Consider the following 25,521-nt stretch of genomic DNA (forward strand, 5'->3'; position numbering starts at 1 on the left):
TGTACCGATAATTTAAAAAAACATCGCATTATACCTGTCTGCCATGAAAATGACACATTTCCTGTATGGAGAACTGAGAGCGGTAACAGCTTGACGTACGTTTACAGACCTTTACGAATGCAAAGAATGTAAATTATCTGCAAATGGTAATGCTTATCACTTATATTCCCTCCAGCACAAAAATGCATGTGGGTACGACTAAGCCGCCAAATAAATAAACCAACAATATGGCGCTGTATCTGAAATGATTTGGAGTAACGGAATATGTTTAACAAAAGTCAGTTGACTTTACTTATCGGTGCAATCCTCGCTGCGCCAACTGCCTATGCCCAAGAGCACATTGCAACAACAGATGTTGATGAACACATGGTGGTAACCGCCCGAGATTATGGTTACAAGGCTGATACCAGTACAACAGCTATGCGTATTGAAGCGAGCCAGTTGGAAACCGCGGGGCAGGTATCTGTCATTGATGAACAACTGATTGATGAGCAACGTGCAAGCTCATTGGATGAAGTACTCGAGAACGACTCCAGTGTGTCCATTGGAGATAAAACTCGTAACCGAGTCACTTACTCACTGCGTGGTTTTGAGCTGCAAAGTGGAAGCGGCTTCCTTCGTGATGGCAAACAGCATTGGTCTCATTATCGCCAGCCGATAGAACTGCTAGAGCGAGTGGAAGTTGTCAAAGGCCCTTCGGGTCTACTGTATGGTAAATCAGCACCAGGTGGTCTGATTAACATGGTTTCTAAGAAGCCTACTTACGAGACTCAGGTTAATGTTAGCCAGGATATTGGTTCAGATAACGAATCACGTACAGTTGTCGATGTCAGCGGCGTGTTGAATGAAGCGCAGACGTTGCGAGCCCGTACGGTTGTTTCACAGCAAACCTATGACAATTGGCGTACGTATACTGACGGCAGCACTCCATCAACAGAACGATTTGTCGGCGGGTTGTTTGTTGATTATGACGTCAACGACAACGTCACTGTGTCTGTTCACTACGATAAAACACGTGACAAGGGCGGTGTAGACTCGGGTGCATACGTGAAAAACGGTGAAGTGGTATTGGGCGAAAACCATATTTGGGATGCCCAGTGGTCAGAAATTGAAAACAATGTCGAAAACTACGGGTTCGATATCAGTGCTCAACTGACAAATGTGTGGCGTATGTCTGCGAGCTACAATCACCAGAACTTCTTGCGTCACGATACCGAAAGTTTCTCCAAGCCTGAGACATACAACCCAGAAACGGGCACATTCGAATACCAAGGTTACGACCGACTGGATGACTGGCAGTTTGATACAGCGTATCTTGATGTTGTCGGTGAATTTTCGGCACTAGGTGTTGATCATCAGTTACTGGTTGGCTCCAACTGGTTGGGTTATTACTACCTTGGAAAAACTGACTCGATTAAAGGGCTTACCGCTGAGGTTGGTAAGCCGCTCGAAAAGCCAGACGGCTTGAGCTACAAGAATGCAGGGCCTAAAACACCAACAGAGCGTGACTCTTACGGTTTCTATATTCAAGATATGATAACGTTCAACGACCAGTGGCAAGCATTGGCTGGACTTCGCTATGACCGTGAAGAAACCAAAGGCAGTGATCTTGTCGATGATGCACTCACGCCTAAAGTTGCTGTAATTTATCACCCGCACAGTAACGGTTCTATATATGCTTCCTACTCGGAAAGCTTTGAACCACAAGGTGAAGTCATAAGTGGTAAAGGCAAAGAGTACCGTAATGATGGTGAGCACCTGAAGCCGCGCAAGGGTAAACAGTATGAGTTGGGAACCAAATGGGAGCTTTTTGACGAGCGCTTGTTTGTAACTGGTGCGTTGTTCGATATTGCGCTGGAAGATGTTGCCCTTGATATTCAACACTCGGATGGTACCTACACCAAAACACAAGGCGGTGAACAAGTCCACCGTGGTGCAGAATTGGCATTGCAAGGTTACCTGACAGATCGGTTGTCTTTGCACGGCAACGCGATGTATCTAGACGCTGAGTATAAGAGCCATGCGGATTATCAAGGTAAGCGCCCGGCTGATGTACCAGAGTTTGGTGCGACAATTTGGTCTCGTTACGCGTTTGAGAACAATACCAATGTTAACCTGGGTGTGACTTACGTTGGTGAGCGCTATGGCGATGATGCCAATTCGTTTAAGAAAGATGCGTATACTCGTATCGACATGGGTGTGTCACATACTATCCATTATGATCAGGACCTAGATTTCATTGCACGATTCAATGTCGAGAATGTCTTTGATACTGATTACATGATGGGGGGGGACAATACCAATGTGACACTCGGTGAAGGACGTAATTTCATCGCAACGTTGCAAGTACGTTACTAAATGGATTAATAAGGGGGAGCAGCGTGCTTTCCCCCTTAGTTGTGTTATCAATGATGAAATCCAAATGGTATCTACTTTAATTTGGTGTATCTTGACTGTCACTCATCGGCCACAACTGGATGGGTTTATTTGTTTTTGGTATAGCCTTCATAGATTGAAGATTTTTAATTGTTATTAGTGCATTGATTTTAAGAATGAATATCAAGAAAACTAGCCTCGCGCTATTGGTACTTAGTCTCACCGCTGGCGTGCAAGCCAGTACACTGGGTGAAGCTCGTAACCTAGAAAGCTCAATGAATGCGGCCTCTGCCAGCAGCCAGGAAAAAATTGACCGCAGTGCTGAAGCCACGCTTTCGATGAAAGCGGAAATCGAGCAGCTTCAGGAAGAAGTGAAAAATCTTCAGGTCTACCACGACCACCTTGCAAATTTGGTATTAAGCCAGAACCTAGAGAAAGCTAGCCTCAACAAGCAGATTGAAGGCATTAAAGAGACCCGGCAGGGGGTGGTTCCTTTGATGTACAACATGCTTAATGGCCTGAAAGTCAATGTTGAGTCTGATAAGCCAATCCGTAAGGAACAACGTTTAGCACGTATCGAAAAGCTAGAAAAAATGATGGTACAGGCTGACATCAGTGATGCTGAAAAATATCGCCGAATTCTTGAGGCATACCAAATCGAGCTTGATTACGGTACCAAGATGGGGATCTACCAAGGCCAAGTCGCGCTTGAAAGTGGTGTGCTTGAAGCGGACATGCTCTACCTTGGTCGTGTTTCCCTTGTTGCTCGTAGTCTTGATGGAACGAACTACTGGTCGTGGAATGAGAAGGAATCTGTATGGCAACCTCTTGATCACTCTTTTGCCGCAGACATTAACAAGGCCTTTGCTATCGCTTCAAAGCAAGCAGCACCAAGCCTGATCACACTGCCAGTTTCAGTTAACGTGGAGACTAAGTAATTTGAAAATCAAAGCGTTAGTGGCAGCATTGTGCCTATTTACTGTCCCTGTTGTCTCTGCAAATACCTCACTGGTTCAAGCCACCCGTCAAGAAGCGCAAGCTCAGCAGCAGCATAATGCCGAACGCGAGCAAGGCTTCAAGATGACTGAGCGGGAGTTCAAAGCTCAGCGTGATGTACTGCTTAAGCAGCGTCAACAGCTTCAGGGTGAAACTGACAAGCTAAGTACGACTTTTAGCAAAAACGAAAACGAGCTGGCAAAACTTGAACAGCAGCTTCGACTGGAAACGGGCAGCCTAGGTGAGCTGTTTGGCGTAGTTCGCCAAGCCGCTAAAGATCTTGATTCAGAAATGGGCTTCTCTGTGACGGGCGTTGACCGCAACCAATACCGTCGGGTTATCGACAGTATTGTTCAGGCCAGAACGCTTCCTTCATTAGAAGAGCTGACTGGCTTGTGGAAAGGGCTTGAAGAGCAAATTACGGCAAGCCGTGAGCTTCGAGCGGTATCAGTACCCTTTATCGATGGCCAGGGTAAAAGTGCCAACGTCGATGCATACCGTTTAGGCAGCCTTGGCCTAATAGGCGATCAAGGCTACCTTGCCTGGGACGGAAAACGTGGTTCGGCTAAACCGTATTTGAAACAGCCTCAAAACGGCCCAGTTAGCAATCAGCTATCCGAGCTGGAGCAGGGCGGCATGCTAGCTATGGTCGTCGACCCCTCTCGCGGATTTATGCTCGAACAGCTGGCCAATGCACCTGAGCTTAAAGATCGTATCGAGCACGGTGGCGTGGTCGGTAAGATCATCCTTGGCTTACTTGCCGTTGGACTCGGTATTGGCCTTATCCGCGGCACCAAGCTGTTTGCGATTCGCCAGCAGATCAAGAAACAGCTTAAAACCCCTGAAACTCCGGGCAATAACCCTTTAGGCCGAGTGCTTAGTGTTTACAGTAAAGAGCCAAACCGCAGTGTAGAGGCTCTGGAACTTCGCCTGCTAGAAACTATTGTTGATGAGCAGCAAGGCTTGGAGAAAGGCCTATCGATGTTGAAGCTGCTGGCTGCTCTAGCGCCGATGCTGGGGCTACTGGGCACGGTAACCGGTATGATCGAAACCTTCCAGGTGATCACTCAGTTTGGTAATGGTGACCCCACAGTGATGGCGGGGGGGATTTCTATGGCTCTGGTAACAACAGTTTTGGGTTTGGTAGCGGCAATGCCTCTGCTACTGGCGCACAATATGTTGACGACCCAAGCTGAAACTATCCGTAGCATTCTTGAAAAGCAGGGTATCAGCCTGGTAGCCGAGCAAGCTGAAAAAGCAGGAATGACCGCATAATGGAAAGCAACCTGTATGAAGTTCCGCTAGTGCAAGCTTCATTCTTTGATGCTTGGAAATACTCACTAGAGATCTTTATGAACCAAGGAGGTCAGGTACTCTGGTGGCTGGCCGCGGTCGTGATGTTTTGCTGGATTCTGGTGATTGAGCGGGTGTTATACCTGCTCATTACCTACCCGAAACAACGGCAACGATGGCTGGAACAGTGGCAGGCAAGGATTGACCATTCTTCTTGGTATGCACGTTCAATACGCGATGGCTGGTTGAGCCAAGCGCATATTGCGCTCAACCAAAACCTGAACTTGATCAAGGTACTGGTAGCCATTTGTCCAATGCTTGGTTTGCTGGGGACGGTAACCGGTATGATTTCGGTGTTTGACGTGATGGCTACCCAAGGGAGCAGCCAGCCAAGGTTGATGGCATCCGGGATCTCCCTGGCCACACTGCCTACCATGGCCGGTATGGTTGCGGCGCTATCGGGGATGTTTGTACATTCACGTTTATCCAAGTCCTGCTACAAGCGCGAAATAAAGTTAGAAAAACTATTGAGGAGTCAGTAATGAGACTGAGTCGTCCGTCTTCAGCCCGTGAAGACGCCCAGGTAGACCTGACGTCTATGCTGGATATTGTATTTATCATGTTGATTTTTTTCATTGTTACCAGCTCATTTGTCCGCGAGTCTGGGGTTGAAGTGAATCGCCCTCAGGCCAGTAACGTGATAAGCCAGAAAGATGCGGGTATTTTCATTGCCATTACCTCTGCCAATGATGTGTATATCGACAAACGTGTTGTTGATGTTGAGCGCGTTCAGGCCACGCTGGAGCATTTGCTGCTCGAGCAGCCTGAAGCATCGCTTGTGATCCAGGCTGACGAACATGCTTACAACGGCACCGTTGTTAGAGTAATGGATGCGGCAAAAGGCGCAGGTGTACAAAAGATTGCGTTGGCAGCGGAGAAGCGTTAATGCTGCGTGTACTGATTGCCATTCCTGCGGCTTTCCTAATGGCGCTGGGCTTGTTCACGTTTATGGCATGGATGGTCGATAACGGAAGCCAACGTCCTGAAGTGGAGAAGCAACTGCTGGCATTTGATATGGTAATGGTAGAGCAGGAGCGCGAGGCCCAGCGCCGGCAGCGAACAGTGCCGGAGCCGCCTGAAACACCGGAGCCACCGCCACAGGCCATGCCGCAGGCGATGAATCAAGCAGTCAGCAATACGATTGTGCCTTCAATGCCAAATTTGAACTTGGATGCTTCGGTGTCAGGTTTGGCGATCAATGCTCCTACATTTTCAGACTTTGGAGCGAATCAGCAGGCCATGCCGCTATACCGTGTTGAGCCAAAGTACCCTTCAAGAGCCATGAAACAGGGGGCTGAAGGTTATGTTGTCATGTCATTCACCATTGACCCGCAGGGTCGTCCAACGGATATCAGCGTGCTGGATGCCAAGCCTCGCCGTTTATTTGAGCGAGAAGCGATCCAAGCACTGAGAAAATGGAAGTATCAGCCTAAAGTTGTTGATGGCAAGTCAATAGCCCAGGCTGGTCAAACGGTAAGACTGGAGTTTAAGATACAGAAATGATCAAGAAATTGACATTACTTGTTGCCTTGTCATTTCCGCTTGGCTTTATGCCTGAACAGGCGGTGTCGGCAGAACTTTCACAGTATACGGCTGGGCGAGTTCAACGTGCTCATAATCTACAGCAAGATGAGAAACTGGCTGATGCTATTGCGATGCTTGAGGGCTTGAACCTATCTCGTGCATACGATAAAGCCTATGTTCAGCGTATGCTCGGGGTGTTCTATTGGCAGCAAAACATCAAAACCAAGGCGATTGCGAACCTGACTGATGCCGTTAATTCAGGTTTGTTGCAGGACGAGCAGGCTTGGCTTACCCAGCGTATGCTTGCTGATATTTTGCTTACTAGCGAAGAATTCAAGCAGGCGTTGCCACACTATTACGCTTTGAGTAACAACGTTCCTGAGAACCAGAATGCAGATGAGCTGTGGCTACGCATTGCCCAATCACATTATCAGATTTCTGAGTGGCAACAATCACTTAGTGCGATAAAGACATATGCGGAATTGGCGGGTAAACTTGATGTTCAACCTTTAACAATCAAGCTCGGTGCCCAGCTTCAGCTTAAGCAGTGGAAAGCGGCATTACCAACATTGGAAAGCTTGATTGTTCTTGAGCCAAACAAGCTTGTCTGGTGGCAGCAGACGGCAGGTATCCAGCTGCGTTTAGGCCAGTCCAATTCGGCACTGGATACGTTGGCGTTGGCACGTAGGCAAGGTGTGGATTTGTCCCAGCAAGATTTGAAGACCTTAGCCCAACTCTATGCCCAACGTGGTATCCCTGAGCGGGCCGCAATTGTGTATTCTCAACTTGATGGTGCCGACTCAGATGTGGATCTTTTAGTCCTGCAAGCGCAGTATTGGCAGATTGCCAAGGAGTGGGATAAATCCATCACGGTATGGCGTCAAGCCGCAGCGTTGAATAACAAACACCGTTGGCCTTTGGCTCAATTACTTCTGCAACAAGGTCATTACCAGCAAGCCATCGCTGAACTTGATAAAGTCAAAGACAAAGCGTACGAAGCTGATGTCGCCTTGGCCAAGGTCCGAGCATATTACAAGCTCGATAACCTTGAAAAAGCGGTCATCTTTGCCAAGCAGGCCGATAACATTGAGTCAACCACTGCCTCAAAAAGTTGGATAAAGTATTTGTCTCAGAAAAGAGAGATGGCAAGCTAACTCATCAGGCTGAGAACCTGATCATGAATGGGTATGAGGCTGCTATTGTGACATTTCCTCCTTATGTTGAATGTCACAAATGCAGCCTTTTTTTGTAACAAAAATCAGACAATCTTCAGCCGTATGAAATAACTCACATTAAAACGAAGCCAATCGGCGCAAGCTATTCGAGACAATGAAATAGTAAATTTTGGTTATTCTTACTAATATTCTTGCGGCGATTTGGGCCTCTGCTTATGGACGTACCCATCCGAAAATTGACCTGGAAGACGAGAAGGCGGGAGACCGCCATGCATGCTGAAAAATTAGCGTTTGTCTTTCTGAACTTCGGAGGCAGTTATGTCCATGAATGAAATTCGCAATATCGCAGTAGTTGGTCAAAGTGGGGTAGGTAAAACGACCTTGATTGAGCGCCTGCTGTTTGAGTCAGAATGCTCTACACATCTCGGAAGTGTCAAAGAGGGTGACACTGTCACGGACTTTGATGACCAATCCATCCATTATCAACACAGTATCGAAGCTACGCCAGCCGCTCTTTGTTGGCAAAAGCACCGTATGAATGTTATCGATACCCCGGGCTTGCCTGAATTATTGGGGCGGACGTTGAGTATCTATCCCGCTGTTGAAACTTCAGCCTTGGTTTTTGATGCCAATACACCTTTGAACCAAGTATCAGAGAAGTTATTTGCTTTTGCCCAGTCGCAGAAGAAGTGTCAGATGATCATCATTAACAAAGTCGATCTCAATCCGGACAAAGTGCCTCAGCTCATCGACCAACTACAGTCTCACTTCGGCCAGGAATGCTTGCCGATCAACTTGCCGTCGGGCGATGGGCAATCGGTCGTCGATTGCTACTTCAAGCCAGATTATGACGCGTCGACCCTATGGAGTAGCGTTGAGGCTGCGCATGAACAGCTAATCGATCAGGTTATCGAGGTTGATGAGAATTTGATGGAGCTGTACCTTGAGCAAGGCTCCTCGCTCACAGCTGAGCAGTTACACGATCCATTTGAAGAAGCCCTAAGGACTGGCCATGTCATTCCGATTTGTTGTGTCTCGGCGGAAACAGGGCTGGGGATTTCCCTGTTGCTGCGAACATTAGCAGAAATTATGCCGATGCCTGCGGAAGGTAATCCGCCAATGCTGGAAAAAAATGGCCAGCAGGTTCGGGTTGACTGTGAACAGCTAGATCATACCGTGGCTCATGTATATAAAGTTAGTGTTGACCCGTACCTGGGAAAACTGGCTTATTTGCGGGTCTTCCAAGGCGAAATCAACGCGGGCTCTCAGCTTTTTATCGGTGAGAATAGCAAGGCGTTTAGAGTTGGGCACTTATATCAGCTACAAGGCAAGAAGCGTCTAGAGATTGCCAGTGCTCGGGCTGGTGATTTTTGTGTCTTGGCAAAAGTGGATGACTTGAATTTTGACTCAGTGGTCCATGATTCCCATGATGAAGACGAAGTCATCATGAAAACTATCGATTTTCCAGCACCGATGTATAGCTTGGCGATTCAAACGACCAAAAGGGGGGATGAACAGAAGCTATCGGAGGTGCTCAATAAAATAGCAGCCGAAGATCCCTCCCTGTGTCTTGAACATCGTACCCGTACCAATGAAACTGTTTTGGGCGGCCAGGGTGAATTCCACTTGAAAATCGCACTGGAGAAAATGGCTTCGGTTTATAAGCTCAACGTTAATACCGAGCAGCCGAGTATTGAATATTTCGAAACGATAACCCAGCAAGCAGAAGGTCACTATCGTCACAAAAAACAAAGCGGCGGTGCCGGGCAGTTTGGTGAGGTACAGCTTAAAGTTCGGCCTTTGGATCGTGGGGAGGGCTTTGTTTTTGTCAATAAAGTGGTGGGCGGAGCGATTCCGACATCCTTGATCCCTGCAGTGGAGAAGGGGATCCGGCAAGCGGTAGAGGAAGGGGCGATATCCGGAAATCCGATTCATGATATAGAAGTCACCGTTTATGATGGTAAATATCACTCTGTAGACTCAAAAGAAATCGCTTTTGTGATAGCAGGTAAGAAAGCATTCCTTGATGCTGTGAATAATGCTACCCCTATCGTGTTAGAGCCAATCGTAGAGCTTAACCTGCAGATTCCAACGGACTCTGTCGGTGATATTAGCGGAGATTTAGCAGCTAACCGAGGAGTGATATTAGGTACCCAGTCTGAAGAGAATAACTTTACCTCGCTACAGGCGAAGATCCCGCAAAATGAGTTGTTAGATTACTCCCAGCGTCTGAGGGCGATGACGGGCGGTGAGGGTAGTTTCAGTATGGTACTGAGTCACTACGAGCCAGCTCCTAGTACCGTACAGAAAAAGGTATGCAGCGCTGCGACAGAAGCGTGCTAGATACTTGTGTTCAACGTATTAGTATTCATACAAAAAGGCTCCTTTAATCAGGAGCCTTTTTATTGAGTGTATGCAACTGTCTTGGTATGGTGTTCGGGTGTAATTAGGGAAATGGAATATGGAAACACCAAGGTTAAAACTTTTACCGCCTTCTCTGGACAGAGCGCCAATGATGCTCGAGGCAATACTCGAAAGCCAGAATGAACTCGCTGTGTACTTGCCCTGGGTGCCCCATGCCCTGACCGAAGGTGCATCCATTGAGAATACCAATCAGGCGATAGCTAATTTTGAAGCCTTTGAGGGAGAGCTTCGCTATTCCATTATCGAGAAAGCAACTGGTAGGTTTGTTGGTGCGGTCGGGTTACTGATAAGGGATAAAACTGTCCCCTATTTTGAAATAGGCTATTGGCTGAGAACTTCGGCATATGGCTGTGGGTACATGACAGAGGCTGTTGAACGGTTGACAGCGTATGCGTTTGAGGAGTTACATGCTAACCGTGTTGAAATCACCGCAGCAGAGCAGAATACCCAAAGCCGTGCTGTTGCCGAGCGTTGTGGTTTTGAGTTTGAATGCTTGAAGAAAAATGAAAGGCGGTTACCATCAGGTGAGCTAGGGCATACTGTGGTATATAGCAAAACGACACCAGATGTGGTCAAGCGTGGCTGCTGAACCTGGATCGTATTCGCTATGATCTCTCCAACTAGATAGCTATTTTCGACGTTTAAGTTACTTTCCACTTGGTCGCTTATTTTAAACAGAATCATTTTGTTTGGAGGTTAAATGTCCCTTGGAGTAAACCTATCCGGTGATGATAAACAAAAATTGCTGTCGGAGCTTGTGGCTGTTGTGAGTAATCGTTTCCCTAACCGAGAAGTAAAGGTCATCAAGCAGACTCACCAACAGGGCTCGGTGTCGTTACACTTCGAAGTCAACGATGGTGAGCTTATTCAGATAGAGCTGCCACAGTAATATCTTACCAATATCCATTTCCATGATAGGTTACTGGTTAGTATTTAAACCTATCATGGAGTGTTGATGGCTCGTAATACTGCACTACTCAATGCGGTTCGCCAAGTCAGCGAATATGCACAGAATTAAAAAACTAATTAGCTTCACTAGTTAGTTGGATTCGGGATTTTTCTGGCTAATCTATCGATGCCACCTTCGGCGGTGAAGAATAGCTCAAGTTCAAACATGATCCCCGGATTTACTTTATATTGAAATGCATCTTGGAAATCCAGCTCCGGTGTAATGCTCATATAAAGCCAGTCACTGTAAAGTCGATGTTTCCACGCGATAGACACCCAAGAGTTAGTGATTGAATAATTCGGTGTGGAGTCGGCGCTAAAACCGATGGAATATTGCAGTAAATTATCTTGGTTAATTCGGTCAAAGATTTCCGCCTGTTGTACAAACTCCCAATTATCATCCGTATCTAAATATTGGGCCGACGAACTGATTTTAAGGATGGTACTGGGATCTTCTGGGCTGGCAAAGTAAAAATTCAGTGAGGTGAGCGCCCCAGGGCCTTTGGAATCATAATAAAAGATTTCTTGCTTAATTCGACTGGTCCATTTATAGCTAAGCCTATCAATACGCCTCAGATCGGCTCGTGCAAAGGGATCAAGGGGAAGCTTGATTTTCAAGCCAAGATCGAGATTTGTCCGCCATTTTCCCCACTGCTGCCCTTGTAGTTGTACCCCTCCCACTGCGCCAGATAAACTACTGTCTGAGTTGTTACTGATACCACGCTGTTTATCTTCTAAGCGGTCAAAGTCGTCAGGGTCAGTGTCGAGCACGAATTTCCAGTTCTTTTCGGTATGGGGAAGATCAATTTTGAGCTTAACGCTTGCATCAGTATCAAAGTAGTCGCGGTGTGTGTATCTACTCTTCAGTTTTAGCCGAAGGTAGCTACGATTGGTCAAGGGCAATTCTTCGTCTTTTTTGGCAATAAAGTGATCGATGGAAGAGCTGTAGTCATAGACAGTATCTGAAATAGTATCCTGTGTGTCGTCTATCCAGTCTTGCAAACTGTCTTCATCATGGATATCAGAGTACAGTCTATCGTAATAGATGTCATAAGGCTCCTCTCTTATTTCAGTGCTAAATGTACAGAAGGGGATAAGAAAAAGTAGAGCGATAATCCCCTTCAATACCACAGCCTTCAACAAGTTATCAAAGGGAGCCCAATACCAGCACATCGTTTATCTCCCAATAACCGCATGAATAATAGGAATTTATTGATATATACAAAGTATAGACCGCTAAGGCATTGACGACATACCAAGTGGTATTATTTATTAAAATGAGATCTGATTCTAAAAAATTAAAAAAATAACACTCGCCAGAGCTTAAATGAAGGCTGTTCAAATTATTTTATAGCAATTAAAACATAAGTTTATTATGTGAAATAATTTGTTGCGCATAAAAATTCAATCACAAATAAATCAACGAATTTTCAACTACTCTTATAGAGGTCTAAATTGATTAACACTTGTGATTTAATATTTGGAGAAGCTGATGGACTGTGTTGATTTTGAAGGAATAAAAAGGGATGTTTCGCACAAAGTTGTTGATATTTTTGAATCATTTGAGGAGCATAATAATCGTTTACCGACCATGGAAGAGTTCAGGCTGCTTTTTAATAACGAAGCCGAACAATATATTGGACCGAATGAAATGCTTAAGGTGAAGCCGGGCAGTGTATTACATGACAAACTTCAGGAGCGAGAACAAAAGCTCTGGCGAGCAGTCAGTGAACTGGAAGCTGAACAGCGTTTCCTTCGCTCTGAAACATATTAACTTAGCGTTGCAACCATGCAACCATGCAACCATGCAACGAACAGTGGAGCCTCAATATTCGTTGTTACTGTAGATTTGGATAGAAATGTAGCTCATGGTGAGTTTGTGGTAACTATTGCAGTTACCACTTTTTTTTGCATGGGCAACACGATTTACTGTAACTGTCTAGCTTTCATCGCGATAGATACGTTGGAGCGTGGTGATATGTTGAGTTGCTGGCAGATCATCCATCCTGCAGCAGCCAAGACGTCTAAATTTAAACCCGTTTCGATCCCTAATTGATGGCACAGGTAGACGACATCCTCGGTGGCAACATTGCCGCTCGCCCCTGGTGCGTATGGGCAACCTCCCAACCCTGCGACACTGGCATCTATGGTATCGATCCCCATCGATAATGCCTGATAAATATTTGGTAAGGCTTGGCCCCAAGTGTTGTGAAAATGCACGGCAATTTTACGGCTTGGGATTTGACTATTGATGGTGTCCAGTAAGTTGGCAACTTTGAAAGGGGTACCTGTACCGATAGTATCTCCCAGGGAGACTTCATAACAGCCCATACCGATTAGTTGCTCGGTGATTTGCAGTACTTGGTTTGCTGGGGTCGGGCCATCATAAGGACAATCGATAACACACGATAAGTAGCCTCTTACAGGAATACCGTGAAGCTGCGCCAACGCCATCACTGGCTCGAAGCGCTTTAAACTCTCGCTGATTGAGCAATTGATATTGTGTTGGCTGAAGCCTTCAGAGGCTGACGCAAAAATGGCAACTTCATCGGCCCGAGCACTCAGGGCCATTTCGAAGCCTTGGATATTAGGGGTGAGGGCGGAATAGGTAATATTATCTTGTCGCTTGATGGCTCGCATTACATTAAGAGAATCGGCCATCTGAGGGACACGTTTGGCAGAGACGAAAGCCCCGGCCTCGATATGACTGAGGCCGGATTGTGACAGCAAGTTAATAAAATTTATCTTACTTTGGCTAGGTAAGCAGGTTTCATTTTGCAGCCCGTCACGAGCCCCAACTTCGTAAATGCAAACAGACTTAGGAAAGTCGCAGGAAGTGTCTGGTCGTTTAATCATGATGAGCAAGCCAGTTAGGTTGACGTTTTTCCAAAAAAGCACTTAAGCCTTCTTGTCCTTCTGGGGAAACTCTCAATTGAGCAATTATTTCACTGGTTTTCTGTCGTAGTGGATAATCAATGGTTGGCGACTCGCAGAGGTGGCAAAGTGATTTGGCCTCACGAATCGCATTGGGGCTGTTTGTCACAATCTGGCGAATGAAACCTTCCAATCGCTGATCCAGCTGCTGGACGCCGGGTACTAGCTTGTGAACGATATTGAGATCCTTGGCTTGTGTTGCACTAATGAGCTCAGCGGTGAGCATATAGCGCCTGGCTTGCCGTTGCCCCATGGCTCGACAGACATAGGGGCCAATTGTCGCCGGAGCCAGCCCGAGTTTGACTTCACTCAAGCAAAAGCGAGCATCTTTACTGGCGATGGCAATATCACAGCAGCATATCAAGCCCAGCGCACCACCGAAGGCTGCACCTTGTATCAAGGCTATTGTCGGTACAGGTAGTGTATCCAATTGGTGAAGTAACTCGGCAAGTTTTTCGGCATCCTGGATATTTTCCTCCATGCTGAATTGCGCGAGAGACTTCATCCAATTTAAATCGGCTCCGGCACTAAAGTGGCTGCCGCTTGCCCGTAAGACTAGGGCTCTGACCTGGGGGTTAGTCTTAAGCTGAAGTAGGATGGACAACATGGTGGAAATACATTGGCTATCAAAGGCATTGTTTTTTTCTGGGCGATTCAGAGTCATAGTGGCGACGCCTTTTTCGTCAATGGCAAATAGAACCGCGTCGCTACCAAGATCTGGCGGAGAAGATTGGTGATTTGTGCCATGTGAATTCATACTGCTGCCTCACATTCGAAATATGCCAAAGGTGCTATCCGATACCGGTGCTCTTTGGCTGGCATGTAGGGCTATGCCAACAATAAAGCGTGTATCACGTGGATCAATAATGCCATCGTCCCACAGTCTGGCACTGGCATAGTAAGGGGACCCTTGTTGGTCATACAGCTCGCGTATTGGCTGTTTGAACGCCTCCTCTTCATCCTCGGACCAGTTTTCGCCGTTACGTTGCTTGTTGTCGCGACTGACCTGTGCAAGAACCCCCGCAGCCTGCTCCCCCCCCATCACAGATATACGGGCGTTGGGCCACATCCACATCATGGTGGGACTGTAAGCCCTGCCGCACATACCATAGTTGCCGGCCCCGTATGATCCCCCAATGATAACGGTAAACTTGGGTACATCGGCGCACGCGACAGCCATCACCATTTTTGCTCCGTGCTTGGCAATTCCTTCCGACTCACACTTCTTGCCAACCATAAAACCGGTGATGTTTTGTAAAAACAGCAGGGGGATTTTGCGCTTGCAACATAACTCGATAAAGTGAGCACCTTTTTGAGCTGATTCTGAGAACAGAATGCCATTGTTAGCGACAATGCCTACTTGTTGGCCGAAGATTTTGGCGAAACCACATACCAGCGTAGTACCGTATAGTGTCTTGAACTCATCGAATTCTGAGTTATCGACAATACGTGCGATCACTTCCCTGATGTTAAATGGTGTGCGCAAGTCGGTGCCGACAATACCAAACAGTTCGTCTGCAGGATAACGTGGAGCCGCGGCACTTTGATTCAATGGTGCAAACGAAGGAAGGCCACAACTTTCGATAGCTTGCCTTGCCAGTTCTATCGCATGTTGCTCGTCGTTGGCAAAGTAGTCGGCGACCCCTGAAGTTTTGCAGTGTACATAGGCACCGCCTAACTCCTCTGCAGTGACGATTTCGCCAGTCGCCGCTTTTACCAGGGGAGGACCCGCAAGGAAAATAGTGCCTTGCTCTTTGATGATAATAGAAACATCGGCCATTGCGGGGACATAGGCCCCACCTGCGGTACAGGATCCCATAACAACGGCTATTTGCGGGATACCCTTGGCGGACATCCTTGCCTGGTTGTAAAAAATTCGACCGAAATGATCGCGATCGGGGAACACATCGGCTTGATGGGGCAGGTTGGCACCACCGGAATCGACCAGATAGATACAGGGCAGGTTGCACCGTTCCGCAATCTCTTGCGCTCGAAGGTGTTTCTTTACTGTCAGGGGGTAGTAGGTTCCCCCTTTGACCGACGGATCATTGGCTACCACCATGCATTCTATCCCTTCGATCCGGCCTATCCCTGCGACGACCCCTGCGCAAGGGATCGGTTCGGAGTAAACATTCCAAGCAGCAAATTGGCCGATTTCGAGAAATTCGCTACCAGGATCGAGTAGCGCCTGGATTCGGCTTCGCACCGGTTGCTTGCCTTTGTCCTGCTGTTTTTGTTGCGAGCTTGTACCACCGCCTTGTTTGATGGCTTCAACATGTGTCTGCAGCTGGTCGACAACTTCGGCCAGTTTTTTAAAATTGTTAGAGAAAAAGGTATCGTCTCGGTTGACTGTAGACTTTATTATTGCCATCTTCCGTCCTTACTTGGATTCTTCAAAAAGCTCGCGTCCAATCAACATCCTGCGTATTTCTGATGTACCTGCACCAATTTCATAGAGCTTGGCATCGCGGAGCAGGCGTCCTGCAGGAAACTCATTGATATAGCCGTTTCCTCCCAGCAGCTGGATCGTGTCGAGTGCGAGCTGGGTTGCGATTTCTGCTGCATAGAGAATGACACCGGCAGCATCCTTGCGGGTGGCTTCACCGCGATCGCACGCCTTAGCGACGGTATAGACATAGGCGCGGGCCGCATTGGTTCGGGTATACATATCAGCGACTTTAGCCTGGACGAGCTGGAACTCGCCAATTGAGCGACCAAACTGCTTTCTGTCGTGAACGTAGGGCAGCACAAGATCCATGCAGGCTCTCATGATCCCAAGGGGGCCTGCGGCCAAAACCACACGCTCGTAATCCAGGCCGCTCATAAGAACCTGCACGCCTTTGTTGAGCTCCCCGAGCACGTTTTCTGCCGGTACTACGCAGTTATCAAAAACTAATTCGCAGGTGTTGGATCCGCGCATGCCAAGCTTGTCGAGTTTTTGCGCATGGTTGAAGCCTGGAAATTGTTTCTCGATGATAAAGGTGGAAATACCGTGTGAGCCTTTATTCGGTGCGGTTTTTGCGTAGACCACAATGGTATCGGCGTCAGGACCGTTGGTGATCCACATTTTGCTGCCGTTGAGAATAAAATGATCACCATGGTTCTCGGCTCTGAGTTGCATGCTGACGACATCCGACCCTGCATTGGGTTCGCTCATTGCCAACGCACCGACATGATCACCACTGATCAGTGGGGGGAGATATTTGGCTTTCTGCTCATCGCTGCCATGGCGATATATTTGATTGACGCAGAGGTTGGAATGGGCGCCATAGCTCAATCCGACAGAGGCCGATGCACGACTGATCTCCTCCATCGCCACAACATGGGCAAGGTAGCCCATATCGGCACCACCATACTCCTCGCTGACAGTGACGCCCAACAATCCCATTTCACCCATTAACGGCCAAAGATGGTTGGGAAACTGGTTGGCTTTATCAATGTCTGTCGCGAGAGGGCAAATGACCTGCTCAGCAAAACCATTGACATGCTCGCGTAGCAGGTCGATGGTCTCACCGAGGCCATAATTTAAGGGAGTGAAGCTATCTCTCATAAGCGCTCCGGTTGTAAGAGGGATTAAGGCTTGTGCTGATTATTGGCAACTTGAGTATTTAAAGCCTGCAGACACTTGTCCCGCGCAATCTGTAACTCTGTCATCACCACGTTGATATCTTCAAGCTGGCGTTGCAGTACCTCTTGTTTGGTGTCGATGATATTGAGCATTTTGTTGAGCTGCGATGAGCTTTGGTTGGTGTCGTACAAATCAAACAGTTCACGAATTTCGGCCAGAGAGAAACCCAGCCTTTTGCCACGTAAAATCAGTTTGAGCCTGATTTTGTCGCGGCGTTGATAGATGCGTGTATTACCTTGCCGTTCGGGTTGCAATAATCCCACATCTTCATAGAAACGGATGCTTCTGGTGGTGATGTCAAATTCTCTGGCTAACTCGCTTATTTTGAACGTTTCCACCTTGCTTGCCCCCAATGTTAGGTAATGGCTTTACAGCTGCAATGTGTATTGGAATTGTTTCTTAACGTTTACGTAAATGTTAGTGCTATGCTTACGTAAACGTCAAGAAATCGCCTGCAGAGATACAGCACACCAAGAGGGCTTTGATATGGGTAAGGAAGTGTGGGTCATCGCGGCAAACCGAACACCTATCGGCAGTTTTCAAGGGGAGCTATCGTCATTTAGCGCTTCCGAGTTGGGTAGTATTGCCATCAAAGGCACATTAGAGCATTCCGGGCTTTCGCCAGAAATGATAGATGAAGTATTGATCGGCCATGTGCTACTGGCTGGCTGTGGGCAAGCTCCTGCCAGACAAGCATCGCTAAAAGCAGGGATACCAGACAATATTGGCTGTACCACCATCAACAAAGTGTGTGGGTCTGGTATGAAGAGTGTCATGCTGGGCCACGATGCTATTCTGGCGGGAACCAATCAGACCGAAGTTGCCGGTGGGATGGAGAGCATGAGTAATGCGCCATATCTGCAGAGCAAGATTCGTTCCGGCCTGCGATTAGGGCACAGTACATTGCATGATCATATGTTCCTTGATGGTTTGCAGGATGCCTACGATGGTGATCTGATGGGTGTTTATGCCCAAAAAGTGGCCGATGAGCGCCATTACACCCGCCAGAGTATGGATAAATGGGCGGTTAAGTCGGTGGAAAGGGCGTTGATTGCCCAAGAGCAGGGGTGGTTTGAGAGTGAAATCATCCCGATCAAGGTTGCCAACCCCAAAGGGGACGTGGTTGTTTGCCGAGATGAGCACCCTAATGAAATTAATCTGACCAAACTTCCCGTCCTTCGCCCGGCGTTTGCTGAGGGGGGAACGGTGACGGCCGGCAATTCCAGTTCCATCTCCGACGGAGCTGCCGCGCTTATCTTAATGGACGGCAAACTTGCTAGGCAGCAGGGCCACAAGCCTTTAGCTGTTATCGCCGCCCATGCCAGCCATGCACGGCATCCGTCTGAGTTTACGGTTGCTCCTGTTCATGCCATCCGGCAGTTGCTTGATAAGCTTTCGTGGTCGGTTGAGCAAGTGGACAGTTGGGAAATTAACGAGGCGTTTGCCGTGGTCACCCAGATTGCCACCAAAGAACTCGGCATTGATCCTGAACGTGTCAACCCCGATGGTGGGGCGTGTGCCCTTGGGCACCCTATTGGTGCGAGCGGGGCCAGAATCATTGTCACCCTGATCCATCGTCTCAACCGCTTACACCAAAGTATCGGCCGCCCGGTGCGTGGCATTGCAGCTTGTTGTATCGGCGGGGGGGAAGCCACTGCCATTGCCGTTGAAGTGGGTACGACTGACTAAGCTAGGAGCCAATATGAGTGACGCAAACTTTATTTCTCCGGTACCCTTGTACGTTAGCGGAGAATTCATCCATTCGTCCTCAACCCACTGGATTGAGGTCACGAACCCGGCAACTAACTCAGTGATCGCCAACGTTCCCTGTGCAACGGAGCGAGAGATAGACGCTGCTATCGCCAGTGCCGCGGAGACCTTTGAAACCTGGCGCGAAGTTGCTGTGCCCGAGCGAGCCCGCTTGATGCTCTCTTATCAGCAATTGCTGAAAGAATACCATGACGAGTTGGCTGCGATACTGTCCAGCGAGACGGGAAAGAACTTTGCCGATGCCAAAGGTGATGTCTGGCGCGGTATCGAGGTGGTTGAACAAGCGGCGAATATTGCCAGTTTAATGATGGGGGAAACCGTTGAAAATGTGGCAGCGGATATCGACAGTTACTCTCTGATTCAGCCCCTAGGGGTATGCTGCGGTATTACCCCTTTTAATTTTCCAGCTATGATCCCACTGTGGATGTTTCCGATGGCTATTGCCGCTGGGAATACTTTTGTCTTGAAACCTTCCGAGCAAGTCCCGCTGACAGCGATGCGATTGGCCGAACTGTTTGAGCTTGCGGGGGCACCAAAAGGCGTACTGCAAATTGTCCATGGTGGCAAGAAACAAGTGGATTACTTGTTAGCTCATCCTGATATCCGAACGATTTCATTTGTCGGCTCGGTACCTGTCGCCAGGCATATCTACCAAACTGGGACACACCATCTGAAACGTGTCCAGGCGTTTGCCGGAGCCAAAAACCATATGGTGGTGATGCCCGACGCCAATATGGGACAAGTTGTCAATCATCTCGTTGGTTCATCGGTTGGGGCGGCTGGGCAGCGCTGTATGGCGATTTCTGTTGCTGTGTTGGTTGGAAATGCCAACGAAATTATTCCCGATTTGAAAGTTGCCATGAAAAAAGTGAAACCTGGTCCATCGAATAATAGCGAGGCCGCGTATGGCCCGCTGATCAGCCGAGCAGCAAAACAGCGTGTGCTGCAACTTATCGAGCAAGGCAAGCAACAAGGCGCAGTTTGCGAAGTCGATGGTTCGAACTGTACCGTTGCGGGGTATCCTGACGGTAATTGGCTCGGCCCGACCTTGTTCAGTGGCGTGACAACAGATATGGCTATCTATCAGCAGGAGATTTTTGGTCCGGTATTGGTATGCATAGCCGTTGATAGCCTGGATGAGGCAATTACCTTAATTAACACTAACCCATATGGTAACGGGACAAGCATTTTTACGGCCTGCGGGGCCGCTGCGAGAAAGTTCCAGCACCGGATTCAAGTCGGGCAAGTCGGTGTGAATGTCCCCATTCCTGTGCCGCTGCCGTTTTTCTCATTTACCGGTTGGCGCGGTAGCTTCTATGGCGATTTGCATGCTTACGGTAAGCAGGCTGTGAGATTCTATACCGAAACCAAGACGGTAACGGCGCGCTGGTTTGATGAAGATATTCCCGATGGCCCTAATATGACCATAAACTTGCGTTAAGCGGAATCAAGCCTGAGACAAGGAGCGGATATGGACTTTTCTCTGACAGAAGACCAACGTGCTTTTGCCGATGTTGCACGGCAGTTTGCGCAGGATCGACTTGTCCCCAATGCGGCTGGCTGGGATGAGAAACAGATCTTCCCTAAGGACGTGTTGAGGGAAGCAGGAGATATGGGTTTCTTGAGTCTGTATGTTCCCGAGGAACAAGGTGGCTTGGGGCTGCCACGCCTTGATGCATCGATTGTTTTTGAACAATTGGCAATGGGGTGTACGTCAACCACGGCGTATATGACCATCCACAATATGGTGTCGTGGATGATTGCCAGCTTTGCTACCGATGACGTCAAAGCGAGGTATTGTCCACTGCTTGTTAATGGTGAGAACTTGGGATCATATTGCCTGACAGAAGCCAATGCCGGTTCGGATGCTGCGTCCTTGGTAACGACTGCGATCAAACAAGGCGGTGACTATGTTATCCGAGGAGCCAAAGCCTTTATTTCTGGGGCGGGGGATACCGATGTACTGGTAGTGATGGCAAGAACGGATCCCAGTAAAAAAGGGGCTTCGGGTATCTCTGCCTTTGTGGTTCCCGCTGATGCCGATGGGATCAGTTACGGTCGCAAAGAGCCCAAAATGGGCTGGAACAGTCAACCGACCAGAGCCGTAACTTTTGAGGATGTCCGTATTCCCTCTAGCCACCTTTTGGGTAATGAAGGAGACGGATTCAAGTTTGCGATGAAAGGGTTAGATGGCGGAAGAATCAACATCGCTACATGCTCTATCGGTACCGCTCAACAAGCCCTTGAGCAGGCGGGCCGGTACGTGACTGAACGCAAGCAGTTCGGCAACAAACTGGCTGAGTTTCAATCTGTGCAATTTAAGCTTGCTGACATGACCACGGAGCTGATTGCGGCACGGCAGCTAGTGCGATATGCCGCTTATCAGTTGGATAGGAAGGCACCAGACGCCACGGCGTACTGTGCGATGGCCAAGCGGTTTGCCACTGATGTGGGGTTTAGTATCTGTGATCAAGCCCTTCAGCTCTATGGCGGCTATGGCTATATCAAGGAGTACCCTTTAGAGCGCTATTTCCGGGATGTCAGGGTTCATCAGATCCTGGAGGGCACCAACGAAATTATGCGACTGATCATCGCCAGGCGGGTGTTGAGCGAAGGCTGCCGCCTTCTGTGACTTCATTTAGGAGAGGAGTAGCCTCATGCCAGAAACTAACGCCATTGAAGTTGTCGTACATGGCCATACCGCAGTGCTGTCCATGAATAACCCGCCGGCCAATACCTGGACAGTAACAAGCCTTAACCTGCTGCGAGATACGATTTACAAGCTCAACCGCGATAAGAATATCTATGCGCTGGTGATAACCGGTCAGGGGGAGAAGTTTTTTTCTGCCGGTGCCGATTTGAAACTGTTTGCGGATGGCGATAAAGCCATTGCGCTGAGTATGGCGCAAGCTTTCGGCGAAGCCTTTGAGACGCTCAGCCAGTTTCGAGGTGTTTCTATTGCCGCGATTAATGGCTATGCAATGGGTGGAGGTTTGGAGGTGGCCTTGGCGTGTGATATCCGTATTGCGGAAGCGCATGCGGATTTGGCTCTTCCCGAGGCCAAAGTCGGCTTGCTGCCGTGTGCCGGAGGTACACAAAACCTCACCTGGTTGGTGGGCGAAGGTTGGGCCAAACGGATGATACTTTGTGGTGAAAGGGTGACAGCGTCACAGGCGTTGGAGATTGGTTTGGTTGAGCAAGTCGTTGCTTCAGGTCAGGGCCTGCAAAGTGCGAAACAGATGGCGGCCGAAGTGGCCCATCAATCTCCGTCCTCCGTCGCGGCGTGCAAGGCCTTAATTCAAAACTGCCGTCATTCGCCTTTGGATCATGGTTTGATCAAGGAGCGTGAGTTGTTCCTCAAACTGTTTGATACGGAAGATCAAACTGAAGGGGTGAACGCCTTTTTAGAGAAGCGCCCGCCAGAGTGGAAAAATCGTTAAGAGGCCAGAGGTAAGTCTTTACAGTGAATTTCAGGGGGAAGGATATGTCAGGCACGGTCAATATCAGTGAGCTTGAATGTAGCGGGGGATTCAAGTTTGGCATTGCTGAATTAGATAATCCAGCATCTCTTAATGCCCTAAGTTACGAAATGCTGGTGGTACTGCATGATGCTCTCAAGCACTGGCACGATGATCACAACATTGTCGGTGTCGTCATCCACGGTGCGGGGGAGAAAGCCTTTTGTGCCGGAGGTGATGTCAGGGCCATGTACCAGGTGATGAATGAGGCTAGGTCATCAGATCAACCCATTGGCACCTGCCAAGCGATGAGTTATTTAACCGACTATTTTACTCTCGAATATCAAACTGATTATCTCATTCATACCTATTCCAAGCCCGTCATTGTATGGGGTGAGGGTATTGTGATGGGAGGCGGGATAGGCTTGTATATCGGAGCCAGCCATCGAATAACCACGCCGAATACCAGATTGGCGATGCCAGAGATCAGTATCGGGTTATATCCCGATGTGGGAGGGACATGGTTTCTCAACCACTTACCGCAGGGCGTGGGCCTGTTTCTTGGATTAACTGGTGCGACAGTCAATGCCACGGATGCGCTTGCGCTAGCGATGACCGAACATATTATACTGCCAGGCCAAAAAGAAACGATGTTCGAGTTGCTGCAGCAGGTTAATTGGGACGATGTCGAGCCGCATCAGGGCGTGACCGAGCTGCTGGACAGGCTTGGTAATGACGCCAAGTATTCTCATCCGCAAAATGAGTTGTTACCCCATCTCCAGGCTATTCAAACTGCCTGTCAATATGGGTCTTTGCCCGAGATATATGATCAAATCCAGGCCATGGCTGAACCGGTTGATGAAAGCGAGGGTAAATGGCTGCGAAGGGCAAAACAGACGTTAAGAGAAGGTAGCCCGATAACGGCCCATATATGTTATCGCCAGTTGACCCAATTTCACTACGAATCATTGGCCGACTGCTTTCGCCTCGAACTCTCACTGTCCGTCCGCTGTGGTGAGCTAGGGGAGTTTTATGAAGGAGTCAAAGCCCGCCTGATCGAGAAAACCCAGCAGCCTCGTTGGCTGTTTTCCGATATAGCCAGCGTCGATCAAAGAGTGATTGATACCTTGTTCACCCCACTCTGGGCAGATAACGAACACCCGCTCCAACTGTTGGGGCTAAATGGTTCACATGAAGGAGCTTAATGATGAATATTGCATTTATCGGTTTGGGCAACATGGGGCGGCCAATGGTCTTGAACTTGCTCAAGGCCGGGTGTCAGGTGTCGGTGTTTGACATCAATACCGCTGCAGCTGAAGCCTTGAAGGAAGACGGAGCGTTTGTTGCTGGCTCGATGGAGGAATGCGTAAAAGGTGCTCAAACTGTCATGACAATGCTGCCGGCAGGCGAGCATGTTAGGGCAGTTTACCTTGGTGATCATCAAGGTGGGGTTGGCTTATTGAAAATGGTGGAAGCAGGGACGTTTCTTATCGATTCATCAACAATCGACCCGGCTTCAGCGCGGTTAGTGGCACAACAAGCCCATACCCTCGAGCTTGAGTTTGTTGATGCCCCCGTATCCGGAGGAGTTGCGGGAGCCCAGGCCGGTACGCTGACGTTTATCGTTGGTGGAACAGACAGCGGGTTCAAGCAAGCCGAGGAAGTGTTACAGCATGTGGGCAAGAATATCTTCCATGCCGGCAAAGCTGGCGATGGTCAAATGGCCAAGATCTGCAACAACTTGATGCTGGGGATATTGATGTCGGGTACCTGCGAGGCATTGAGCCTTGGGATGGATAATGGCCTAGATCCCAAGGTTCTGTCCGATATCATGCTGCAAAGCTCTGGGCGGAACTGGGCATTGGAGCTGTATAATCCCTGTCCGGGGATCATGGACAAAGCCCCGGCGTCGAATCACTACCAGCCGGGGTTCATGTCAAAGCTGATGCTAAAAGATTTAGGGCTGGGCCTGGAAGCCGCAACGGAGAGCCAATCGCCAATCCCAATGGGCACGCTGGCACGAAATTTATATGCCTTTCATAACGCTGAAGGCAATGAACTTCGCGATTTCTCGAGTCTGTTTGAATTCTATCGAAAGCCATCAAAGTAAATCGATTTTCCGGTTATGGATATGTTCATTAGGGGGAGCTATGGATTTAAAGCAAAGCGTGATTGCCATAACAGGTGCCGGGCAGGGGCTTGGGCAAATGATGGCCATCAGCCTGGCGCAGGCTGGTGCCCAGTTGGCACTGATTGATTTGAGTGAAGAAGGGTTACACGAAACTAAACGGCAATGCCAAATGCTGAGCGCCAAGACGTTAACGTATCAGGCGGATGTGACGCATGAGCAGCAAGTCATCGCCGTGTTTGACAATATCATGGAGGATTTTGGCCAACTCAATGGTCTAATCAACAATGCCGGAGTACTCAGAGATGGATTGCTGGTCAAGGCTAAAGACGGCAAGCTAGAGAAAATGACCCTGGAGCAATTTTCTACCGTGATGGATGTGAATGTTACCGGAACATTCCTCTGCGGACGTGAGGCGGCGGCATCCATGGTTGCTGCCGGCAACCAGGGGGCGATCATCAACATTTCCAGTGTGGCTAGAGCGGGAAATATCGGGCAGACCAACTACGCAGCTTCCAAAGCCGCTGTCGCAACCATGGCGGTCTGTTGGGCCAAGGAACTTGCCCGTTACGGGATCCGAGCCGCTGCAATTGCTCCAGGCGTAGTAGAAACGGCAATGGCAAAACAACTTAAACCCGAGGCAATTGAGCGGCTAAAGTCAATGATCCCGGTTGGCCGAATAGGCGAAGCCAGTGAAATAGCCCATGCCGTAAAATACATCTTAGAAAATGATTATTTTACCGGGCGTGTGCTGGAAGTTGACGGTGGAATGCGAATGTAAACACCTAAGGTGGGGCGGTTATCATT

The 25,521-nt window shown here is 48.6% G+C and carries 24 protein-coding genes; 18 read left to right on the forward strand and 6 right to left on the reverse strand.

Annotation, left to right across the window (positions count from 1 at the left end):
- Positions 1-264: 264 nt before the first annotated feature.
- From C9J03_RS07350 to C9J03_RS07395, 10 genes are all read left to right on the forward strand, one after another.
- Entirely contained in the window at positions 265-2,358 is a 2,094-nt protein-coding gene (locus C9J03_RS07350) for a TonB-dependent siderophore receptor (protein WP_044621134.1), read from the forward strand.
- 194 nt (positions 2,359-2,552) lie between these two features.
- Entirely contained in the window at positions 2,553-3,314 is a 762-nt protein-coding gene (locus C9J03_RS07355; RefSeq protein WP_044621133.1) for a DUF3450 domain-containing protein, read from the forward strand.
- Between the two features lies 1 nt (position 3,315).
- On the forward strand, positions 3,316-4,647 hold the full coding sequence (locus C9J03_RS07360; RefSeq protein ID WP_044621132.1) for a MotA/TolQ/ExbB proton channel family protein: 1,332 nt from the start codon (positions 3,316-3,318) through the stop codon (positions 4,645-4,647).
- Entirely contained in the window at positions 4,647-5,207 is a 561-nt protein-coding gene (locus tag C9J03_RS07365) for a MotA/TolQ/ExbB proton channel family protein (RefSeq protein ID WP_082060476.1), read from the forward strand. Before C9J03_RS07360 ends, C9J03_RS07365 begins: the two co-directional genes overlap by 1 nt.
- Positions 5,207-5,611 (forward strand): ExbD/TolR family protein, encoded by a 405-nt coding sequence (locus C9J03_RS07370; RefSeq protein WP_044621131.1) that lies wholly within the window; start codon positions 5,207-5,209, stop codon positions 5,609-5,611. Before C9J03_RS07365 ends, C9J03_RS07370 begins: the two co-directional genes overlap by 1 nt.
- Positions 5,611-6,228, forward strand: a complete 618-nt coding sequence (locus C9J03_RS07375) for an energy transducer TonB (protein WP_044621130.1) — start codon at positions 5,611-5,613, stop codon at positions 6,226-6,228. The genes C9J03_RS07370 and C9J03_RS07375 overlap by 1 nt, the downstream gene beginning before the upstream one ends.
- Positions 6,225-7,403, forward strand: coding sequence for a tetratricopeptide repeat protein (locus C9J03_RS07380; protein ID WP_044621129.1), 1,179 nt, complete (start codon positions 6,225-6,227; stop codon positions 7,401-7,403). The genes C9J03_RS07375 and C9J03_RS07380 overlap by 4 nt, the downstream gene beginning before the upstream one ends.
- Positions 7,404-7,742: 339 nt before the next feature.
- The gene (gene fusA / locus C9J03_RS07385) at positions 7,743-9,767 is read left to right on the forward strand and encodes an elongation factor G (protein ID WP_044621128.1); all 2,025 of its coding nucleotides are present in this window, start codon (positions 7,743-7,745) and stop codon (positions 9,765-9,767) included.
- Positions 9,768-9,885: 118 nt separating this feature from the next.
- Entirely contained in the window at positions 9,886-10,437 is a 552-nt protein-coding gene (locus tag C9J03_RS07390) for a GNAT family N-acetyltransferase (protein WP_044621127.1), read from the forward strand.
- A 111-nt stretch (positions 10,438-10,548) separates the two neighbouring features.
- Positions 10,549-10,737: a hypothetical protein gene (locus C9J03_RS07395; protein WP_039460106.1), complete on the forward strand. Its 189-nt coding sequence runs from the start codon at positions 10,549-10,551 to the stop codon at positions 10,735-10,737.
- A gap of 146 nt (positions 10,738-10,883) precedes the next feature.
- Here the strand turns inward: C9J03_RS07395 and C9J03_RS07400 are convergent, their stop codons facing one another.
- Positions 10,884-11,969, reverse strand: coding sequence for a hypothetical protein (locus tag C9J03_RS07400; protein ID WP_052829618.1), 1,086 nt, complete (start codon positions 11,967-11,969; stop codon positions 10,884-10,886).
- Positions 11,970-12,288: 319 nt separating this feature from the next.
- Between C9J03_RS07400 and C9J03_RS07405 the strand changes: the two genes are divergently transcribed.
- Positions 12,289-12,570, forward strand: coding sequence for a hypothetical protein (locus tag C9J03_RS07405; protein ID WP_044621126.1), 282 nt, complete (start codon positions 12,289-12,291; stop codon positions 12,568-12,570).
- Between the two features lie 152 nt (positions 12,571-12,722).
- On the opposite strand, the gene C9J03_RS07410 is transcribed toward C9J03_RS07405, so the two are convergent.
- Genes C9J03_RS07410 through C9J03_RS07430 form a run of 5 tightly spaced genes read right to left on the reverse strand, consistent with a single transcriptional unit; the run spans position 12,723 to position 17,696 of the window.
- A complete protein-coding gene (locus C9J03_RS07410) occupies positions 12,723-13,652 on the reverse strand; it encodes a hydroxymethylglutaryl-CoA lyase (RefSeq protein WP_044621125.1) in 930 nt (309 codons plus the stop codon).
- Complete coding sequence (locus C9J03_RS07415) at positions 13,645-14,487, reverse strand: enoyl-CoA hydratase-related protein (protein WP_082060475.1); 843 nt, start codon at positions 14,485-14,487, stop codon at positions 13,645-13,647. Before C9J03_RS07415 ends, C9J03_RS07410 begins: the two co-directional genes overlap by 8 nt.
- A gap of 9 nt (positions 14,488-14,496) precedes the next feature.
- Positions 14,497-16,101, reverse strand: a complete 1,605-nt coding sequence (locus tag C9J03_RS07420; protein WP_044621124.1) for a carboxyl transferase domain-containing protein — start codon at positions 16,099-16,101, stop codon at positions 14,497-14,499.
- A 9-nt stretch (positions 16,102-16,110) separates the two neighbouring features.
- On the reverse strand, positions 16,111-17,280 hold the full coding sequence (locus tag C9J03_RS07425) for an isovaleryl-CoA dehydrogenase (protein ID WP_044621123.1): 1,170 nt from the start codon (positions 17,278-17,280) through the stop codon (positions 16,111-16,113).
- Positions 17,281-17,303: 23 nt separating this feature from the next.
- Entirely contained in the window at positions 17,304-17,696 is a 393-nt protein-coding gene (locus tag C9J03_RS07430; protein WP_044621122.1) for a MerR family transcriptional regulator, read from the reverse strand.
- 148 nt (positions 17,697-17,844) lie between these two features.
- On the opposite strand from C9J03_RS07430, the gene C9J03_RS07435 reads away from it, so the two are divergent.
- The 7 genes from C9J03_RS07435 to C9J03_RS07465 are packed head-to-tail and all read left to right on the forward strand — an operon-like array spanning position 17,845 to position 25,495.
- Positions 17,845-19,047 (forward strand): thiolase family protein, encoded by a 1,203-nt coding sequence (locus tag C9J03_RS07435; protein WP_044621121.1) that lies wholly within the window; start codon positions 17,845-17,847, stop codon positions 19,045-19,047.
- A 13-nt stretch (positions 19,048-19,060) separates the two neighbouring features.
- The gene (locus C9J03_RS07440) at positions 19,061-20,569 is read left to right on the forward strand and encodes a CoA-acylating methylmalonate-semialdehyde dehydrogenase (protein WP_044621120.1); all 1,509 of its coding nucleotides are present in this window, start codon (positions 19,061-19,063) and stop codon (positions 20,567-20,569) included.
- Between the two features lie 30 nt (positions 20,570-20,599).
- Positions 20,600-21,760, forward strand: a complete 1,161-nt coding sequence (locus tag C9J03_RS07445; protein WP_044621119.1) for an acyl-CoA dehydrogenase family protein — start codon at positions 20,600-20,602, stop codon at positions 21,758-21,760.
- Between the two features lie 25 nt (positions 21,761-21,785).
- Positions 21,786-22,568: an enoyl-CoA hydratase gene (locus C9J03_RS07450; protein WP_044621118.1), complete on the forward strand. Its 783-nt coding sequence runs from the start codon at positions 21,786-21,788 to the stop codon at positions 22,566-22,568.
- A gap of 44 nt (positions 22,569-22,612) precedes the next feature.
- Positions 22,613-23,791, forward strand: coding sequence for an enoyl-CoA hydratase/isomerase family protein (locus C9J03_RS07455; RefSeq protein ID WP_044621117.1), 1,179 nt, complete (start codon positions 22,613-22,615; stop codon positions 23,789-23,791).
- On the forward strand, positions 23,791-24,696 hold the full coding sequence (mmsB, locus tag C9J03_RS07460; protein WP_044621116.1) for a 3-hydroxyisobutyrate dehydrogenase: 906 nt from the start codon (positions 23,791-23,793) through the stop codon (positions 24,694-24,696). The genes C9J03_RS07455 and mmsB overlap by 1 nt, the downstream gene beginning before the upstream one ends.
- A 40-nt stretch (positions 24,697-24,736) precedes the next feature.
- On the forward strand, positions 24,737-25,495 hold the full coding sequence (locus tag C9J03_RS07465; protein ID WP_044621115.1) for an SDR family oxidoreductase: 759 nt from the start codon (positions 24,737-24,739) through the stop codon (positions 25,493-25,495).
- The last annotated feature ends 26 nt before the right edge of the window (positions 25,496-25,521 follow it).

The organism is Photobacterium gaetbulicola, from assembly GCF_003025515.1.
GTDB classification, from domain to species: Bacteria; Pseudomonadota; Gammaproteobacteria; order Enterobacterales; family Vibrionaceae; genus Photobacterium; species Photobacterium gaetbulicola.